15 protein-coding genes are annotated in these 17,416 nt (G+C 58.0%); 11 read left to right on the top strand and 4 right to left on the bottom strand.

Translation table 11 applies throughout. The features are described 5' to 3' along the window. Positions 1-2: 2 nt before the first annotated feature. The 8 genes from M3089_RS04695 to M3089_RS04660 all read left to right on the top strand — a co-directional run bounded on the left by M3089_RS04695 (position 3) and on the right by M3089_RS04660 (position 8,001). Entirely contained in the window at positions 3-530 is a 528-nt protein-coding gene (locus M3089_RS04695) for a DUF6452 family protein (protein ID WP_249082018.1), read from the top strand. Next, on the top strand, positions 481-1,170 hold the full coding sequence (locus M3089_RS04690) for a DUF6048 family protein (protein WP_205108624.1): 690 nt from the start codon (positions 481-483) through the stop codon (positions 1,168-1,170). The genes M3089_RS04695 and M3089_RS04690 overlap by 50 nt, the downstream gene beginning before the upstream one ends. 8 nt (positions 1,171-1,178) lie before the next feature. Further along, entirely contained in the window at positions 1,179-2,225 is a 1,047-nt protein-coding gene (locus M3089_RS04685) for an FAD:protein FMN transferase (protein WP_249082017.1), read from the top strand. A 4-nt stretch (positions 2,226-2,229) separates the two neighbouring features. Continuing rightward, entirely contained in the window at positions 2,230-2,922 is a 693-nt protein-coding gene (locus tag M3089_RS04680; RefSeq protein ID WP_249082015.1) for a Crp/Fnr family transcriptional regulator, read from the top strand. A 323-nt stretch (positions 2,923-3,245) separates the two neighbouring features. Then, positions 3,246-5,333, top strand: a complete 2,088-nt coding sequence (locus M3089_RS04675) for a M3 family metallopeptidase (RefSeq protein ID WP_249082013.1) — start codon at positions 3,246-3,248, stop codon at positions 5,331-5,333. A 2-nt stretch (positions 5,334-5,335) separates the two neighbouring features. Continuing rightward, entirely contained in the window at positions 5,336-5,785 is a 450-nt protein-coding gene (locus M3089_RS04670; RefSeq protein WP_205108617.1) for a dCMP deaminase family protein, read from the top strand. Further along, complete coding sequence (locus M3089_RS04665) at positions 5,766-7,478, top strand: S41 family peptidase (protein WP_249082010.1); 1,713 nt, start codon at positions 5,766-5,768, stop codon at positions 7,476-7,478. Before M3089_RS04670 ends, M3089_RS04665 begins: the two co-directional genes overlap by 20 nt. Next, entirely contained in the window at positions 7,471-8,001 is a 531-nt protein-coding gene (locus tag M3089_RS04660; protein WP_249082008.1) for a 5-formyltetrahydrofolate cyclo-ligase, read from the top strand. Before M3089_RS04665 ends, M3089_RS04660 begins: the two co-directional genes overlap by 8 nt. 255 nt (positions 8,002-8,256) lie before the next feature. On the opposite strand, the gene M3089_RS04655 is transcribed toward M3089_RS04660, so the two are convergent. Further along, positions 8,257-8,547, bottom strand: coding sequence for a DciA family protein (locus M3089_RS04655; protein ID WP_205108612.1), 291 nt, complete (start codon positions 8,545-8,547; stop codon positions 8,257-8,259). Then, entirely contained in the window at positions 8,540-9,649 is a 1,110-nt protein-coding gene (gene recF, locus M3089_RS04650) for a DNA replication/repair protein RecF (RefSeq protein ID WP_249082006.1), read from the bottom strand. The genes M3089_RS04655 and recF overlap by 8 nt, the downstream gene beginning before the upstream one ends. A gap of 141 nt (positions 9,650-9,790) precedes the next feature. Here recF and M3089_RS04645 point away from each other — a divergent pair, with 141 nt between their 5' ends. The 3 genes from M3089_RS04645 (at position 9,791) to M3089_RS04635 (ending at position 11,873) form a co-directional block, all read left to right on the top strand. Then, positions 9,791-10,471 carry a tetratricopeptide repeat protein gene (locus M3089_RS04645; protein WP_249082004.1) on the top strand — a complete coding sequence of 227 codons (681 nt, stop codon included), beginning with the start codon at positions 9,791-9,793 and terminating at the stop codon, positions 10,469-10,471. 2 nt (positions 10,472-10,473) lie between these two features. Then, entirely contained in the window at positions 10,474-10,950 is a 477-nt protein-coding gene (ribH, locus tag M3089_RS04640) for a 6,7-dimethyl-8-ribityllumazine synthase (protein WP_205108606.1), read from the top strand. A 167-nt stretch (positions 10,951-11,117) separates the two neighbouring features. After that, the gene (locus M3089_RS04635; RefSeq protein ID WP_249082003.1) at positions 11,118-11,873 is read left to right on the top strand and encodes an exodeoxyribonuclease III; all 756 of its coding nucleotides are present in this window, start codon (positions 11,118-11,120) and stop codon (positions 11,871-11,873) included. Between the two features lie 670 nt (positions 11,874-12,543). Here M3089_RS04635 and M3089_RS04630 read toward each other — a convergent pair. Together M3089_RS04630 and M3089_RS04625 are read right to left on the bottom strand one after the other, a co-directional pair. After that, positions 12,544-15,006: a glycoside hydrolase family 31 protein gene (locus M3089_RS04630; RefSeq protein WP_249082001.1), complete on the bottom strand. Its 2,463-nt coding sequence runs from the start codon at positions 15,004-15,006 to the stop codon at positions 12,544-12,546. A gap of 126 nt (positions 15,007-15,132) precedes the next feature. Then, positions 15,133-17,163, bottom strand: a complete 2,031-nt coding sequence (locus M3089_RS04625) for a helix-turn-helix domain-containing protein (RefSeq protein WP_249081999.1) — start codon at positions 17,161-17,163, stop codon at positions 15,133-15,135. Positions 17,164-17,416: the final 253 nt, after the last annotated feature.

The following is a 17,416-nucleotide window of genomic DNA, read 5'->3' as shown; positions in this document are numbered from 1 at the left end:
ACATGAAACGCCACAAAGCCAACGGCCACAAGCCTGGGGCGGCACGGCTGCAGGCTGCCGCCATGGCCGCGATGACGCTCGCGGCAGCCGCCTGCTCGTCGGTAGACTGCCCCGTGCAGAACACGGTCTACACGTCATACGGCCTTTACAAGGCAGGCGGCGAGCGCGACACGCTGCGCGACACGCTGACAATAGCCACCACAAGGCGCGACGGCACCGACAGCGTGCTGCTCAACCGAAGCGTAAACACCACAGCCTTCGAACTGCCCATCAGCTATACCGACCCGGAAGACACGCTTTTCTTCACCGTAGGCGACACGCTGGGCAATGTGCGCATCGACACGGTTTACATCAAGAAAGACAACTACCCGCACTTCGAGTCGGTAGACTGCAACATCTCGTTCTTCCACAACATCACGGCCGTGAGGTGGACCCGCCAATCCATCGACTCCATAGTGGTAAACAAACAACACGTTGACTATGACGCTTCGACAGAACATTTCCACATCTATTTCAAGGCTCGCCGTTAGCGCAGTGCTCTTGGTGGCGGCCCTGTCGGCGCATGGCCAGGGCAAGCTGTTCGCCATAGCGAAAGACTCGGTGCCGCTGCTCAACGGCTTCGCCGTGTCGTTCGACGTTGCCGGGCCGGTGGTGCTGGCCCTCAGCGACTACGGCGAATATGAGGCGGCTGTGCGTCTCAACCTGCACAACCAGTACTTCCCCATAGTCGAGGTGGGCTACGGAATGGCCGAACACGACGACGAGGTGACGTCGATGTACTACAAGACGGAAGCCCCCTACTTCCGCGTAGGCTGCGACCTCAACCTGCTCAAGAACAAGCATTCGGCCAACAGGCTGTACGCAGGGGTCAGATATGCCTTCACATACTACAAGGTCGACATATCAAGGCCAACCTTCCAAGACCCCGTATGGGGATGGGACACGGGCTTCAGCGTCAGCGGCGACCAGTGCAACCAGCACTGGGCCGAAGTGGTGCTGGGCCTCGACACACGCCTGTGGGGGCCGCTCCACCTCGGCTGGAGCGTCAGGTACAAGCTCCGGCTGGCCCATAAGGACAGCAGCGCAGGCAACACGTGGTATGTGCCGGGATACGGAAAATACGGCGACACGCGCATCGGCGCAAACTTCAACGTTATAATAGACATCTGACAACGACCATGCCCAACAACCATACATCAGGCAACGACAGAGGCAAGCGCCGCATGGCATGGAGGCTCGCGGTGCTGGCCGTGCTCGTTGTAGGCATAATGCTGATAGTGAGAAACCAGACCCCGACACCCTACATGCACAACTCAGGCGTGGTGTTCGGCACGGTTTACAACATCACCTACCAATGCGACTCCGACCTGCACGCCGGCATCAGGGCGCAGCTGCAACGCGTCGACGCATCGCTGTCGGTCTTCAACGAGAATTCAACCATCTCGGCAGTCAACAGGAACGCCCCCCACAAGCCCGACGCCATGTTCACCGAGGTGTTCAACATGGCGCAGGACGTGGCACGCGAGACGGGCGGCGCCTTCGACATAACGGTGGCACCGCTGGTCAACGCCTGGGGCTTCGGCTTCAAGAAAGGCACATTCCCCACGGCGCACACCATCGACAGCCTGCGCCGGCTCATAGGCTACGGCAAGGTGAAGATGGTGGAAGGCAGGGTGGTCAAGGCCGACCCGCGGCTGATGCTCGACTGCAGCGCCATAGCCAAGGGCTACGGCAGCGATGTGGTGGCCGGCTACCTGCGCAGCCGTGGGGTCGAAAACTTCATGGTCGAGATAGGCGGAGAAATCGTCACGAGCGGCATCAGCGAGCGCAGGGTGCCATGGCGCATTGGCGTGACCAAGCCCACCGACGACTCGCTGAGCACCAACGAAGAGATACAGACCATCATCAACGTCACCGACAAGGCCATGGCCACAAGCGGCAACTACCGCAACTTCTACTACAAAAACGGGCGGAAGTATGCCCACACCATCGACCCGCACACTGGATACCCCGTGCAGCACAACATACTGTCGTCGACGGTGCTCGCCGACAAGTGCGCCATTGCCGACGCCTATGCCACGGCATTCATGGTGATGGGCCTCGACGGGGCAAAGCAAATACTGGAGAAACACCCCGAACTGATGGCATACTTCATCTGGGCCGACGCCGAAGGCAACAACCACGTGTGGTACTCGCCATCGATGAGAGACAAGATTCAAAAGTAAGCCAATGCCTGCCCTGCAACTGTACGACACGCTGCTGCGCTTCACGCTCTTCCAAGGCATGGGCCACGACGAGCTCGAACAGCTTGTGGCCGGCACGAGGCTCGACTTCATTAAGCTGCCACGGGCCGCAACGCTGCTGCACGAAGGCGACCCCGTGGGGCGGCTCCTGCTGCTGACCAACGGCACGCTGAGGGCCGTGACGCGCTCGGCCGACCGGGGCTATGCCGTGGCCGAACAGATAAGGCCGCCGTTCACCATAGAGCCCGAGCGCATTTTCGGACTGCACCAGGCATCGGCCAGGACGTTCGAGGCCACTACCGACGCCAACCTGATAGCCATCGACAAGGCCGAGGTGGCTGCGCTGTGCGGGCGGTTCATGGCCTTCAGGCTCAACATGGCCAACATGCTGGCAACCCAAACGCAGCGCTCGGCCGACAGCCTGTGGCTGCCGCCGGCCGCCGACCTGGCCGGCCGCATAGTCAGGTTCATTGCCGAACGATGCCTCACGGCACGCGGGCCAAAGGAAATACACATAATGATGGAACGCCTGGCCTACGAAGTGAACGACAGCAGGCTCAATGTGTCGCGCGCGCTGAGAGGCTTGCGCGAAGCGGGAATGATAAAGACAACGCGCGGAAAGATAACCGTCGACGCCCTGGAGAGGCTTGCCGAAGCGCCATTGCGCAACCCTCTGTAACCCACTGGCCTACAGCCACTTGGCAAAACGTGCCGTCCGGGGATGCAAAACGGCCCGTTTTACACCCCAAAAACAGCCGTACGGGCGCCCGGAACGGCCCGAACGGCAACGCCATCCCACCACAGCATCCTTGACGCCATGGCCGGCCACACCGGCCACGCCACAACGGCTGGTGCGCCGAACGCCATGACCCGGCAAGGCAACAGGGCGACAGCATGCCGCGACATGCCCGCAACAGGTCTATTCTCCGTTAATCTTCGTGAAATATTCGTTACTTTGCACGATAATAACTAAATTTGCATTTCCAAAGAAACCAACGACTTATGTGCGAAAACAACAACGGAAATACACCACACAAAAACCCCTTCTTTGAACCCTACGGCACACCACACGACACTGTTCCATTCGACAAAATAAGGCTGGAGGACTTCGAAGAAGCGTTCATGGAGGGAATAAGACGCGACAACGAACAGATTGAGAAGACCGTCAACAACCCGGAAAAGCCAACATTCGACAACACCATAATCAACAGCGACGACGACAAAGAGGGATATTACGACCTGCTCTCACGCGTCTCCGCCGTATTCTTCAACCTGCTAAGCGCCGAGACCAACGACGAAATGGACGCCCTGGCGCAGAAGATGCAGCCCATCCTAACCAAGCACGCCAACGACGTAAGGCTCAACCCCCGCCTCTTCGAAAGGGTGAGGCACGTATACCGCCACCACCGCAAGCTGACACAGGAAGAGAAAATGCTACTCGACAGCAGCTACGACGGCTTTGTCAGGAGCGGAGCGCTGCTCGACGATGAAGGGAAAGAGAAGCTCAGAAAGCTAACCGAGGAGGCCGGCATGCTCTCGCTGCAGTTCTCGCAGAACCTGCTGAAGGAAAACAAGGCCTTCAAACTGCACATCACCGACAGCCAACAGCTTGACGGACTGCCCGAAACGGCCATCGAGGCCGCTGCCGCCGAGGCCAGTGAAGAAGGCAAGGAGGGCTGGGTCTTCACGCTTGACTACCCAAGCTACAGCCCCTTCATGACCTACTCGACGCAAAGGGAGCTGCGCGAGCGGATGTACATGGCCAAGAACACGGAGTGCACACACGACAACCCGGAAAACAACATCGACATTTGCAAGCGGCTCGTAAACCTGAGGCTGGAAATAGCAAGGCTGCTCGGCTACAAGAGCTACGCCGACTATGTGCTCAAGCACCGCATGGCCGGCAACACAAAGAATGTATACAAGCTGCTCGACGACCTCATAGAAGCCTACAAGCCCACCGCCGAAAAGGAGATGAAAGACCTTACACTCTATGCGAAAAAGCAAGAAGGCATACGCTTCTGGCCGCAGCCGTGGGACTTCAGCTACTATTCACACAAGCTGCAGCTTAAGAAATACAACATCGACTCAGAGATGCTGCGCCCATACCTCGAACTGTCTAACGTCATCAAGGGCGTGTTCGGGCTGGCCACGAGGCTCTACGGCATCACCTTCAGGGAAAACGCCGACATCCCGGTTTACCATCCCGACGTGAAGGCATACGAGGTGTTCGACGCCGACGGCTCGTACCTCGCCGTGCTCTACGCCGACTTCTTCCCGAGGAAAGGCAAGCAGGGAGGCGCGTGGATGACGCAATACCAAGGCCAATGGATCGACCGCAAGGGTACAAACGTGAGGCCCCAAGTCAGCATAGTGATGAACCTGACAAAGCCTACGGCAGAAAAGCCGGCGCTGCTCACCCTCGGCGAGGTGGAGACGTTCCTCCATGAGTTCGGCCACGCGCTGCACGGCATGTTCGCAAACACACGCTTTGAGAGCCTGAGCGGCACCAACGTGTGGTGGGACTTCGTCGAGTTGCCGTCGCAATTCATGGAAAACTATGCGGTACAAAAAGACTTCCTCAACACCTTCGCGCTGCATTACAAGACTGGCGAACCTATGCCCGAAGAGCTCATCACGCGCATCGTGAAGAGCCGAAACTTCATGGCTGCCTATGCCTGCCTGCGCCAGGTGAGCTTCGGCCTGCTCGACATGGCATACTACACAAGGCGCAAACCGTTTGACGGCGACCTCATACAGTACGAGAAGAAAGCATGGGAGAAAGCCTTGGTGCAGCCCCAACTGCCCGACACTTGCATGACGGTGCAGTTCAGCCACATCATGGCCGGAGGCTATGCCGCAGGCTACTACAGCTACAAATGGGCCGAGGTGCTCGATGCCGACGCCTTCAGCGTGTTCAGGAGAGAAGGCATCTTCAACCAGGAAACGGCCAGGCGCTTCCGCGACGAGGTGCTGTCGAAAGGCGGCACCGACCACCCCATGGAGCTCTACAAGCGCTTCCGCGGAGGCGAACCTACCATCGACGCATTGCTAAAGCGCAACGGAATAAGGCGAAACAAGCATAAATGACAATGACACAGGAGGAAAAGCAACGCAAACTCGACCTGAGATACCTGCGTATGGCAAGGATATGGGCCGAAAACAGCTACTGCAAACGGCGGCAGGTGGGGGCGCTTGTGGTCAAGGACAAGATGATCATAAGCGACGGCTACAACGGTACGCCAAGCGGCTTTGAGAACGTTTGCGAAGACGAAAGCAACATAACAAAGCCTTACGTGCTGCATGCCGAGGCCAACGCCATTACGAAACTCGCCCGCAGCTCGAACAACAGCGACGGCTCAACGCTCTATGTCACGGCCTCGCCGTGCATAGAATGCTCAAAGCTGATAATACAGGCGGGCATCAAAAGGGTGGTCTATGCTGAGCATTACCGCCTGGAAGACGGCATAGACCTGCTTAAGAAAGCGAACATCGAAGTAACATACCTAAATCCGGACGACAATGAACCAGAACAAGTCTAACCGCTTCATGCCCCTCATCATGGCTGCATGCGTGGTGGTGGGAATACTCATCGGTACGTTCTACGCCAACCTTTTCTCGGGCAACAGGCTCAGCATCATCAACTCGAGCAGCAACAAGCTCAACAACCTGCTGCACATCATCGACGACCAATACGTTGACACGGTCAACATCAACGGGCTGGTCGAGAAGGCCATGCCGCAAATACTGGCCGAGCTCGACCCCCACTCGGTCTACATAAGCGCCAAAGACGTGCAGGCGGCCAACGACGAGCTGAAGGGCTCTTTCTCCGGTGTGGGCATTGAGTTTACCATCCGCAAGGACACCATCCACGTGCAGAACGTGGTAAAGAACGGCCCCGCCGAGCGTGCCGGCATAGTGGCCGGCGACAAGATAGTGAGCGTCGACGGCAAGCCTTTCGTCGGGAAGGTGGTCACCAACGACGAAGCCATGCGCCGGCTGAAAGGCCCCAAGGACACGAAAGTGAAGATTGGCGTGGTGCGCTACGGCGAGAAAAGCGTGAAATACTTCACCGTCACCCGCGGCGACATACCGCAGAAGAGCATCAGCGCAACCTATATGCTCGACGAAAACACGGGATACATAAAAGTGAAAAACTTCGGTGAGAACACCTATCCCGAGCTGCTCATCGCCTTGGCGCGCCTTTCCCAGGAGCGGTTCAGCAACCTCGTGATAGACCTCAGGGGCAACACCGGGGGCTACCTGGCATCGGCCGTGCAGATGATTAACGAGTTCCTGCCCAAAGACAGGCTCATTGTCTACACCCAGGGCCGCAAGTCGCCACGGCAGGAATACCGCAGCGACGGACGGGGCAGCTACCAGCACATACCTCTCGTGGTGCTTATCGACGAGGGCTCGGCATCGGCTTCCGAGATATTCGCAGGGGCAATACAAGACAACGACCGCGGCACTATCATCGGAAGGCGCTCGTTTGGCAAGGGGCTCGTACAGCAACCCATAGCCTTCAACGACGGTTCGATGATAAGACTGACCGTGGCACGCTACTACACTCCGTCGGGGCGCTGCATACAGAAGCCTTACACGGCGGGCGACGAGCAGAGCTATGAGGCCGACTTGCTGAGCCGCTACAAGCACGGCGAATTCTTCTCGCAAGACAGCATCAAGCACTCAGGGCCGGCCTACCATACGTCCATCGGACGGACGGTGTACGGCGGAGGCGGCATCACGCCCGACCTCTTCGTGCCGGAAGACACCACCGGCATGACGTCTTACTACAAAGAGGCGAGCATGAGCGGACTGATAATACAGTTTGCATACAACTACACCGACGACAACAGGCCTAAGCTGAGCGAATACAAAGACATCGACGAGCTGTCGGCTTACCTCAACAAGCAGAACACGGTGGAGAAGTTCGTGCGCTTTGCCGCCGACAACGGCCTGCGGAGGCGCAACCTCATGATACGGAAATCACACAAGCTGCTCGAGCGATTCATCAACAGCCGCATCATTTACAACATGCTCGACGAGGAAGACTGGATTGAATACCTCAACCAAGACGACCCGACGATAGACGCAACGCTCAAGGTTTTCAGCGAGGGAAAGGCTTTCCCGGAACCATCGGCAGACAAAAAGGGCAAGCAGACGGCCAAGGCCGACATTGCCTACAGCTATGGCGACACTCACAAGACATACACTATGGTGGCCTATGCATAAGTCAGAACTAAGGCAGGCCATACGCAACAGCAAGCGGCAGCACACTGCCGGAGAGTTGGGAGCCATGTCGATAGCAGCCGCAAACAGGGTGGCAGCGCACCCGAGGTTCCTGTCGGCCAAGACTGTAATGCTCTACTGCTCGCTTGCCGACGAGGTTGACACGGCACTGCTGATGGCCGCCGGCACCGGCAAGACAATAGTCCTGCCGCGCGTCACAGGCCCGGCAACCATGGAGCTGCGCCTGTTCACAGGGCCGCAGAGCCTGGCCGAAGGCGCATTCCACATAATGGAGCCCACCGGGCCGGCATTCGCCGATTACGGAAAGATAGACCTTGCCATCATCCCGGGCATGGCTTTCGACCGCGAAGGCCACCGGCTCGGGCGCGGACGCGGCTACTACGACCGCTTCCTGCCGCTAATGCCGCAGGCCTACAAGATAGGTATATGCTTCCCGTTCCAACTGGTGGACAGCGTGCCCACTGAGCCAACGGACATAGCCATGGACGAGGTGATATGGGAATGACAACCAGGGCAACCGCCTGCAACAGCCGGCCGCCTGCGGCAGACACGGCATGAAGGAATGCCATACATACGATATTGCAACGCAAAACGGCCCGTTTGACATCCTCAAACGGGCCGTTTTGCACCCTGATTCGGGCCGTTTTGCAAACAGGCTGAGCACCAAGCTGTTGGCAAAGCCGCCCGGACGGCGGCAGGCAATCCATCCGATGAAGGCCCGAAAAGCACAAAGCGCAGCTTTGCCAGGGCCACTGCAAGCTCAGCAAAACCTTATGTCGGCAATGACCTGGCTGCCCACCTGGGCATTAAGCCGCGCCACAAAGTCGCGCCTCCTCATGCTCAGGTCGGCACGGAGGGCTGGGCTCGACAGCCTGACAAAGAGCGTCTGGTTCATAATGTAGGCAGAGATGGTGTACCGGGCAATCACCGGGCCGGCCACCACGGGCCACGCATCGACGAGCCGCTTCTGCAGCAACGGCGTCTCAAGTCCCTGCTGCCGCAAGTTGCGCAGTATCAGGTCGCGTATCGATTGCACATCGCGTCTAAACATGTTCCTCCTCCTTTACCTCGCCATCGTCAACGTGGAATATCTTATAGTCGTGCGAACAGAGACGCAGTATGCGGTCAAGGTGCTCGCGGTTGGTGTCGGTCATGAATATCTGGCCAAAGCCGCTGCCCGACACAATGCCCACGATGCGCTCCACACGGGTGGCGTCGAGCTTGTCGAACACGTCGTCGAGCAACAGCAGGGGGGTGGTTTGCGAGGCTGTGCGGCGCAAAAAGCCAAACTGCGCGAGCTTCAGGGCAATGACGAAAGTCTTGCTCTGGCCCTGGCTCCCCTCGCGTTTCATCGGATGGCCCGACAGCGTGAACACCAAGTCGTCGCGGTGCACGCCGTGCAGCGAATAGCCCATGATGCGGTCCTTCGCCCTGTTACGGCGTATCACGTCGAGCAGCGGGCCGCGCCGGCAATGCGACTCGTAGGCCAGACCTACGCTCTCGTGGCCGGCCGAGATGTCGTCGTAAAACTCGCGGAACACCGGCTCGAGCTCGCTGACAAAAGCTTCGCGGCGTGCGAAGATGGCCTCGCCCTCAACAGCCATCTGCTCTTCGAGTATGCCGATTAGCTCAGGGTCGGGCTCGGCATCGGCGCGGAGCATGGCGTTGCGCTGCGCCAAAGCCTTGTTGTAACGGCCGAGCGAGTCGAGGTAAGCACGGTCGTACTGCGATATCACGATGTCCATCAGACGGCGGCGCTCCTCGCTCCCGCCGTCGATGAGCAGCGAGTCGGCCGGCGACACCGACACGAGCGGCACCAGCCCTATATGCTCTGACAGCCGCCTGTACTCCTTGCCGTCACGCTTCATGTGCTTCTTTGTGCCACGCTTCATGCCACAGTAAACCGAAAGAGGGTCGCCGCCGTCTGTCTGGTAACTGCCTTCGAGCATGAAAAAAGCCTCGCCGTGGCGCATCACCTGGGAGTCGACGGCACACAAGGCACTGCGGCAGAAGGAGAGATAATACACCGCATCGATGACGTTTGTCTTGCCGGCGCCGTTGCTCCCGATAAAACAGTTCATGCCGGGAGACAGACTCAGCTCCGCCGCCTTTATGTTCTTATAATTCAGTATGGAAAGTTTCTGCAGAATCATCAGCTGCCTTTTTGCTATTTAACTGCAAAGTTAAGCCATTTATTAGTCATAAACGAAAAAAGTCAACGATAAATTTCAGTATCTGCAATAAATTCCGTAATTTTGCCACGCAATTGAAACTGAATTTAAAACAACAAAATAATGGCAAGCAATAACAACCAGAACGAAGCCCCCAATACCGGGAGCACCATCCACATCTCGGAGACTTTCTTCGACAAGTACAAAAAAGCTATCATCTACGGCGTGGTTGCCGTAATCGTAATCGTGGCAGGAGCAATAATCTACAACAACTATGTTGCCGCCCCGCGAGCCGAAAAAGCCAGCACAGCACTGGCCAAAGGACAGGAATATTTCGGCATGGAAGAATACACTAAAGCACTCAACGGCGACAGCATTGGCTACGCCGGATTCATCAAGATAGCCGCCGACTACAGCAGCACAGACGCAGGCAACCTTGCCAACCTATACGCCGGACTTTGCTATGCGCAGCTTGGCAAATGGACGGAAGCCGCAAGCTACCTCGAGAAATTCGACACGCAGGGCGACCACATGATTAGCCCCGCAGCCGAAGCAGCGCTTGGCAACGCCTACGCTCACCTGAAACAGCCCGACAAGGCCGTAGAGCACTTGAAGCGGGCAGCCAAGAACGCCGACAACAACAGCCTCTCGCCGACGTTCCTCATACAGGCCGGTGAGATACTGGAAAGCCAGGGCAAGAAGCAGGAGGCACTGCAACTGTACCAGGAGGTGAAGCAGAAGTACTTCAACTCCATGCAGTACCAGACGATAGACAAGTACATTGAACGCGCCACAGTAGAATAACCATGGCCACAGCACTGCACAACCTGTCGGATTACGACACAGAGAAGGTGCCCGATGCCAGCAACATGTGCTTCGGCATCGTGGTGGCCGAATGGAACAAGGAGATAACGGGGGCGCTGCTCAACGGTGCTGTCTCCACGCTCGAGAAGCACGGGGCACTGCCCGAAAACATACACGTCAAGACCGTGCCGGGCAGCTTCGAGCTGATATACGGGGCACGGCAGATGTCACTCAACGGCAATTACGACGCCGTGATAATACTCGGTTGCGTGATACGCGGCGAGACCCCGCACTTCGACTATATATGCGAAGGTGTGACATACGGCATTGCACGACTCAACACCACGAGCGAGATACCTATCATCTTCGGCCTGCTCACCACTGAAGACCTGCAGCAAGCCAAGGACAGAAGCGGCGGACGGCTCGGCAACAAAGGTGACGAGTGCGCCGTAGACGCTATAAAGATGGCGAAATTCTGACCATCGACAAACTTAAACCACACAGTGGCGACCTTGCCTCGGCAGGGCCGCCACTGTCGATTAAAAAGCCCAAGGAAACGCCTTGCCGCCCGCATGCCCCGCCAACAGGGCTCCGGGCTAAAGGGCGAAGCACAAGGGCCATTGTAAAACATCAACATCATCAAACAATGACAAAACTTATTTCATGGAACGTCAACGGCTTGCGAGCCTGCGAGGGGAAGGGCTTCAGCGAGTCGTTCCGCCAACTTGACGCCGACTTCTTCTGCCTGCAGGAGACCAAAATGCAGCAAGGACAGCTCGACTTGAGCTTCGATGGATATGAATCCTACTGGAACTATGCCGACAAGAAAGGCTATTCGGGCACCGCGATATTCACGCGCCGGAAACCAATCAACGTGACTTACGGCATCGGCATTGACGAGCACGACCACGAAGGAAGGGTTATCACGCTCGAGACCGAGGACTTCTTCCTTGTGGATGTATACACCCCAAATTCGCAAGACGGACTGAAACGGCTTGACTACCGGATGAAATGGGAAGACGACTTCCGCGCTTACCTGATGCGGCTCGACGGGTCGAAGCCTGTGGTAGTGTGCGGAGACATGAACGTGGCACACCAGGAGATAGACCTGAAAAACCCGAAAAGCAACCGCCGCAACGCCGGATTCACTGACGAGGAGCGCCAGAAGTTCAGCCAACTGCTGGCCAGCGGCTTCACCGACACGTTCAGGCTGTTGCACCCCGAGCAGGTTACCTACTCATGGTGGTCGTACCGTTTCAAGGCAAGGGAGAAGAACGCAGGGTGGCGCATCGACTACTTCGTCACCTCGCAACGCCTCGACAGCCATGTCAAGGAGGCGGGCATACACAACGAGATATACGGAAGCGACCACTGCCCTGTTGAGCTTGTGCTCGACATTTAGCCGGCAACGGCCGACAACAATGGCCAAACGCCACACTGCACCTAACTCAGCAAGGCTGAAAAACGCAGACACCAGAACCGCCACGCAGCCACAGCCGGCAAGTCCGGCAAGCCGCGTGGCGGCTCTTTTTCGCCATGAACAATGCAATATGAAATGCGTTACGAAAGGCATTCGCAACGAAAGCCCCACTCTACCCTGACACTGACAAAGTGCAATGGAGCTGCCGGCGCCAGACGGCGGATTAGCCCACAGCTAACATTGTCTTATCCACCCCTGCCTCTGCGAAATAAAATAGCAGGAGGAAACAGGGAACTTAAAACAACAAAACGCATGTTGACACATCTTCCAAAGGGCTAACACAGCAATATACAAACATGCATTTGGCCAACGCATCGCCTTGAACCGTCTTTAACACTGCAATGTTAAAATGGGCGGCATGAGCCTTGCCACCTAACAACGTGGCTGTCAGCAAGTTGCAAAAGGGCCTTTTTTAGCATCCAAAACGGCACGTATTGCACTATGAAATGTGCCGTATTGCAATGCGAAACGCCTCGTTTTGCACTGCAATACGGCACAGCCCCATGCCCAAGGCCGCACAGGCCGTTTTCAGTTGCATATATGCAAGCACGGCACGACGGCATGCAACCTACGGCCAGAGGGCCGCAGCGGCTCAGAGACTCACGGTCAGCGCCCTGCCGTCATAGCGCACAGTGCGCCCCTTGGCGGGCACGTCGCCGGCCGGGGTCGACCCGCCTACGAGCACGATGTTGAACTTGCGCGACTTGAGCATGCCCTTGAACTTGCCCTTGCGCTCACCTATCGTCAACGTGCGGGCGGCCTCATCCCACTCAAACTCGATGGTGGTGTAGGCGCCATCCTCATAGTTGTAATTGTCGTTTTCATCCTCATAGAGGGTAAACCGGCCATCGGCACCGGGATAGACGCGCACCTCCAAGTTGTCCCAACGCTTCTCGGTGGCATACTGCACGTCGGGGCCGAAGGGCACAATCGAGCCGGCGCGCACATAAACGGGCATTATGTCGATGGGCACCTCGCGCATTACAGTCTGCCCGCCGCTGTGTTTACTGCCCGTCCAGAAGTCGAGCCAGTCGGCCCCCGCGGGCAGATACACATCCACCGATGCCACGTCAGCCATGTCCTTCTGGTGGCCGTTGCGCCTTGCATCCTGCCATGTGTACAGCGAATCGGTGACGGGCCGCACAAGGAAACTGCGTCCGAACATATACTCCGAGCCCAATTCCAGCACCCGGCTGTCGCCGGCAAAGTCCATCACAAGGGGCCGGATGATGCTCCCGCTGCCGCTCGTCACCTCCCACGCAGTGCTGTAAAGGTAAGGCAGCAAGCGGCAACGCAGCCTCGTATATTTCTCGATGGCATCATAAGCCCAATACCCTTTCTTGCCAAACTGGTATATCTCGACCGCCACCGGGCTTGAGTTATGGGAGCGCATGATGGGCTGGAAGACTCCCCACTCATACCAACGGACATGCAGTTCGTGGTAAGCCACGTTGTTGATGTCGTTGTTATATCTACTTGCAAAGAACCCGCCGAGGTCTGTCCCCCAGTAAGGTATGCCGCAAAGGCTATAGTTCAGCCCGGCCGCAATCTGCCTCCGCATGTTGTCCCAGGTGGAAGTGACGTCGCCGCTCCATGAATGCGAGGCGTAATGCTGCTGCCCCAGGAACGACGAACGCGTGAGCAGAAACACCCGTTTGTCGCTCGTGGCCTGCCGTTGGTGCTCGTATACGCCACGGTTCGTCACGAGCGGAAATGCATTATGCACACTGCGGAAGCTGCCCAGGTATGTCTTGACATCGAAATCGCTGTCTTTGATGTCGAAATGGTCGGGTTCTGTCGAGTCAAGCCACCACGCATCCATGCCCAAGTCGAACATGTTGCGCTTCATCTCAGCCCAGTACATGTCGCGGGCTACGGGGTTGAACGGGTCGTAAGGCTTGACCCCGGCGTGCCGTGGCCACGTCTCGAAGTCGTAAAGGGCCCCAATGCTGTCCATCCTGTGGTACATGTCGGTCCACGGGCCGAACGAAGCCCACACCGAAATCATTATGTGCGCGTTCCGCTTGTGCACATAGTCAATCATCTCCTTGGCTGTCTTGATGCGCGGCTCCGCCCCCGTGGCGTCTGCCTTCTCGCCTTTGGGCAGGAAACGCATATAGTCCGGGTCGCCCATCTTGTTGATGTAACGCGGGTTTTCAAAGCGCATAGAGTTCCAGTTTGAGTCGCATCCCCAGTACTGCCAGTCCTGGATGATGCCGTCGAGCGGCACTTTCAGTTCACGGTACTTGTCTACCACCTCGCACAACTCGTCGGGACTCTTGTACCGTTCGCGGCTCTGCCAGAAGCCGAGCGTCCATAGCGGGTACATCGGAGCCTGCCCCGTGAGAGCCCTGACGCCGGCTATGACACCGTCGGCCGTGCCTCCGTATATGAAATAATAGTCGGCGCAATCGCCCACTTCGGAATCAAACGACATCTCCTGTGGGTTGTCCGTGAACGTGGTAGGCGAGTAATTGTCCCAGTAAAGACCGTATCCCTTGGCCGAATGCACAAACGGTATGCAGATGCTCATGTTCTGGTTGCGCAGCAACAAGCGCTGGTTGCGTTGCGACACGAGCCCAGTTTGCTGCTGGCCCAGGCCGTAGATCACTTCTGCCGAGTCGAGCAAGAACGCCTGCCTCACCTCGAACGACGGCCGTCCGGCGTCGTCTCTCGGCGTAAACTGCGTGCCGTAGTCCTTGTCGCGCAGCATTATGTTGCCCTGTTTGTCGGCGAACACGATGCCGCCCGTCTCGGTGTCAACGCTGACGGCAACCCTCTCGCTGGCCACCGTGGCCATGCCGCCACCGCCACCGAAACTCAGCTCCACTCTACCGGGCTTCATTATTACCGGTATGCTCACCTTTTTGCAAGGCCTGGACACGGGTTCCTTATATACCCTGACAATGTCGGGAGAGTAAAACTCGACCCGCACGTTGAGCCCCTGGGCCTGAAACGCCAGTCCGCCCTCCGTGCGGCTGGCCTGCCCGGCCGTGGCCGATGCGGCGCAGCAGATGGCCGCCGCCGCAACAAAGAAGATTTTTCTGAATGTCATAACAATGTATATGTCTGTATGTGCAACAATGTTTTTGGTGCTGCAAAGATAGCCAAAAATCATCCACACGGCGGCAAACAAATGTTGACACGAAGCGCGCAAATGTTGAAAACCCGCCAAAAGGCGTCAGTCACGCCGCCTTCCGGCCGCCTGATAGTCTGACGGACGACACCCGAACTCGGTCTGGAAACACTTGCTGAAGTATCCCGTGGAACCAAAGCCCGTGGCCTCGGCCACCTCGGCAACGCTCATGCCACCGCCGGCCAGCATCTCTGCGGCGCGCCTGAGGCGTATGCTCCGTATGAAGGCCACGGGCGACTTGTCGAGCAAGGCCGTCAGCTTGCGGTATAGCCCCGTGCGCTCCATGCACAAGTCGCTTGCCAGTTGCTCGACCGAATAGCCCTGGGTAGAGATGTTACGCTCTACAACGGCGGTCACACGGCTGACAAACTCTGCCTCGGCCGGCGTCAGGCGCTGCCGGCAGTCAGACAGTCCGCTGCCCTCGCCCAGCACCACCCGCCCGTCGCCCTCGTAGGCGCTGAGGCGCTCGGCCAGCGTCTTGACACGCTGCATAAGCTCGTCTTCACGGGCCCGGCGGGCAGTCTTGCGCCTTACCGCGCGCCCGTAAGCCACAAAGGCGGCAGCCAACAGCGCAACGGCCAGTACTGCATAGGCGGATAGAGCCACAGGAGTGGCCCACCACGAGGGCAGCACCCTAACCCCCAGACGCCGCACATCGGCCCCCTGCCATTGCCCGGTGCCGGTGGAAGCCATCACCTCAAGCACATAGTTTCCGGGCGGAAGGCCCACAAATGGCAGGTAGAGAGCACCACGGTCGTCTACAAGCCCGAGGGCAGAGTCGGCCGTCAGCGTGTGCCACCGGCCGCCGTCGCCCGAAAAGCGGTATCGGTAACATGTGCTGCGCGGGCGCACATAATTCATTGTCGAGAAACGGAAGGCAACCGAGTTCTGGCCATACGACAGGGTTATATCGTCGACATAAGGCGGGGTGACGTCGAGCACCACCCTGCCACCATAGCTCCGCCCCGGCACCACCTCGCGGCCGTTGAGGTAGACCGAGGCCAGAATCGGGGTAAGGCGTATGTCGACGGGCGACGTGTCGAACAATCCGCTGTAGGGCGAAGTGTACAGAAGGCCGCTGGCATACGTGCCAAGCCACACCCCACCCTCGCGGTCAAGGCACACTGTGTTGATGCCCGTGGCAAGCATCGACCCGTCGGGCAGCCTGAGCTCACGGTGCTGCCTGCACTCGCCCGTCGACGGGTCGATGCGCAAGAAGCCGTTGGGACAGGTGGCATAGATTATCCCCTGCGGAGTGACTGTGAGCGTATGAAGCAGTGTAGGCACCTTCATCACCGTGCGCCACGCCCTGGAACCCAGCATGTAAGCCAGCAACACCGAACCCCGGCCGCCCGTGCGCACCTGGTAAAACACCGAGTCGCGCCATGCGGCCAAGAGCGACGTGCGACGGTAACCGCGCCAATCGTCGCCCGCGAATGGCGTGCACTCATGCACCATCCTGCCGTCTTCGCTGTATTCAACAACCCGTCCGGTGTCAAAAAACGCATATACCATCCCTCCCACGGCATCCATGTCCTGCAGCCGGCCGGCACCTGCCGGGAGCCCCAGGGCAAGCCTTCCGCCGTCTAAGCACAGGCTGTCGGCCCTCACCACCCACCGCCTGCGCCGGGAGTCCACAAAGAAGTCGGCGACATCATCGCCAAGCCTTCGGGCCAAATCGCGGCATTGGCGCATGCGCCTCAAGTCAACGCACGTCATGCGCCTGTGCTCCTTTATCCACAACATGTCGCCTGAGTCGACGTAAAGGTGGGTGTGTCCGCCATAGGCCGGCAGGCCAACCCATCCCGAGTCGGCCACCGGCGCACGGGTGAACCGCTGTCCGTCGTAGACATCTATGCCACTGCCGGAATACACCACGATGCGCCCGTCGTCCAGCTGAGCCATCTGCAACACCCTGTTGCTGCTCAACCCGTTTGCCGTGTTGAGCGTGTAATATGTGGCATCGGTGGCATCCCGCGCACCATGCGCAGCCTGAAATGGCGCCAAGGCAAGCACCACGGCCGACAATATACCAAACAAGTTGTTGCGCACAAGCGCTGCCCTGCATCTATACATAAATTAATATACAAATCAACCTGCCCGGAGTGGTGTTTTTGCACTCATTCCGCCACGACGGAACGACATGCCGACAACATCCCAAACAGAATAATCCTGTAGCACACGAAAACGGCTGCCGAGGGCCGGTTTCTGCTACAATAAATGTTTACATCAGCCGTTCTGCACCACCAATCGGGCCTAATCGCGTTCCAACATGGGCCGTTTGACAGGCCCGAACGGGCCATTTGAGAATGCAAGACAGGCCGTTTGG

This window comes from Marseilla massiliensis (assembly GCF_023336985.1).
GTDB lineage: Bacteria > Bacteroidota > Bacteroidia > Bacteroidales > Bacteroidaceae > Prevotella > Prevotella intestinigallinarum.
This window is presented reverse-complemented; position numbering and strand designations above follow the sequence as displayed.

What these genes read in the sequence shown, in the direction of transcription:
- M3089_RS04695 (WP_249082018.1), top strand. Translation starts at nt 3, where the DNA reads ATGAAACGCCACAAAGCCAACGGCCACAAGCCTGGGGCGGCACGGCTG.
- M3089_RS04690 (WP_205108624.1), top strand. Translation starts at nt 481, where the DNA reads ATGACGCTTCGACAGAACATTTCCACATCTATTTCAAGGCTCGCCGTT.
- M3089_RS04685 (WP_249082017.1), top strand. Translation starts at nt 1,179, where the DNA reads ATGCCCAACAACCATACATCAGGCAACGACAGAGGCAAGCGCCGCATG.
- M3089_RS04680 (WP_249082015.1), top strand. Translation starts at nt 2,230, where the DNA reads ATGCCTGCCCTGCAACTGTACGACACGCTGCTGCGCTTCACGCTCTTC.
- M3089_RS04675 (WP_249082013.1), top strand. Translation starts at nt 3,246, where the DNA reads ATGTGCGAAAACAACAACGGAAATACACCACACAAAAACCCCTTCTTT.
- M3089_RS04670 (WP_205108617.1), top strand. Translation starts at nt 5,336, where the DNA reads ATGACACAGGAGGAAAAGCAACGCAAACTCGACCTGAGATACCTGCGT.
- M3089_RS04665 (WP_249082010.1), top strand. Translation starts at nt 5,766, where the DNA reads ATGAACCAGAACAAGTCTAACCGCTTCATGCCCCTCATCATGGCTGCA.
- M3089_RS04660 (WP_249082008.1), top strand. Translation starts at nt 7,471, where the DNA reads ATGCATAAGTCAGAACTAAGGCAGGCCATACGCAACAGCAAGCGGCAG.
- M3089_RS04655 (WP_205108612.1), bottom strand. Translation starts at nt 8,547, where the DNA reads ATGTTTAGACGCGATGTGCAATCGATACGCGACCTGATACTGCGCAAC.
- recF (WP_249082006.1), bottom strand. Translation starts at nt 9,649, where the DNA reads ATGATTCTGCAGAAACTTTCCATACTGAATTATAAGAACATAAAGGCG.
- M3089_RS04645 (WP_249082004.1), top strand. Translation starts at nt 9,791, where the DNA reads ATGGCAAGCAATAACAACCAGAACGAAGCCCCCAATACCGGGAGCACC.
- ribH (WP_205108606.1), top strand. Translation starts at nt 10,474, where the DNA reads ATGGCCACAGCACTGCACAACCTGTCGGATTACGACACAGAGAAGGTG.
- M3089_RS04635 (WP_249082003.1), top strand. Translation starts at nt 11,118, where the DNA reads ATGACAAAACTTATTTCATGGAACGTCAACGGCTTGCGAGCCTGCGAG.
- M3089_RS04630 (WP_249082001.1), bottom strand. Translation starts at nt 15,006, where the DNA reads ATGACATTCAGAAAAATCTTCTTTGTTGCGGCGGCGGCCATCTGCTGC.
- M3089_RS04625 (WP_249081999.1), bottom strand. Translation starts at nt 17,163, where the DNA reads ATGTATAGATGCAGGGCAGCGCTTGTGCGCAACAACTTGTTTGGTATA.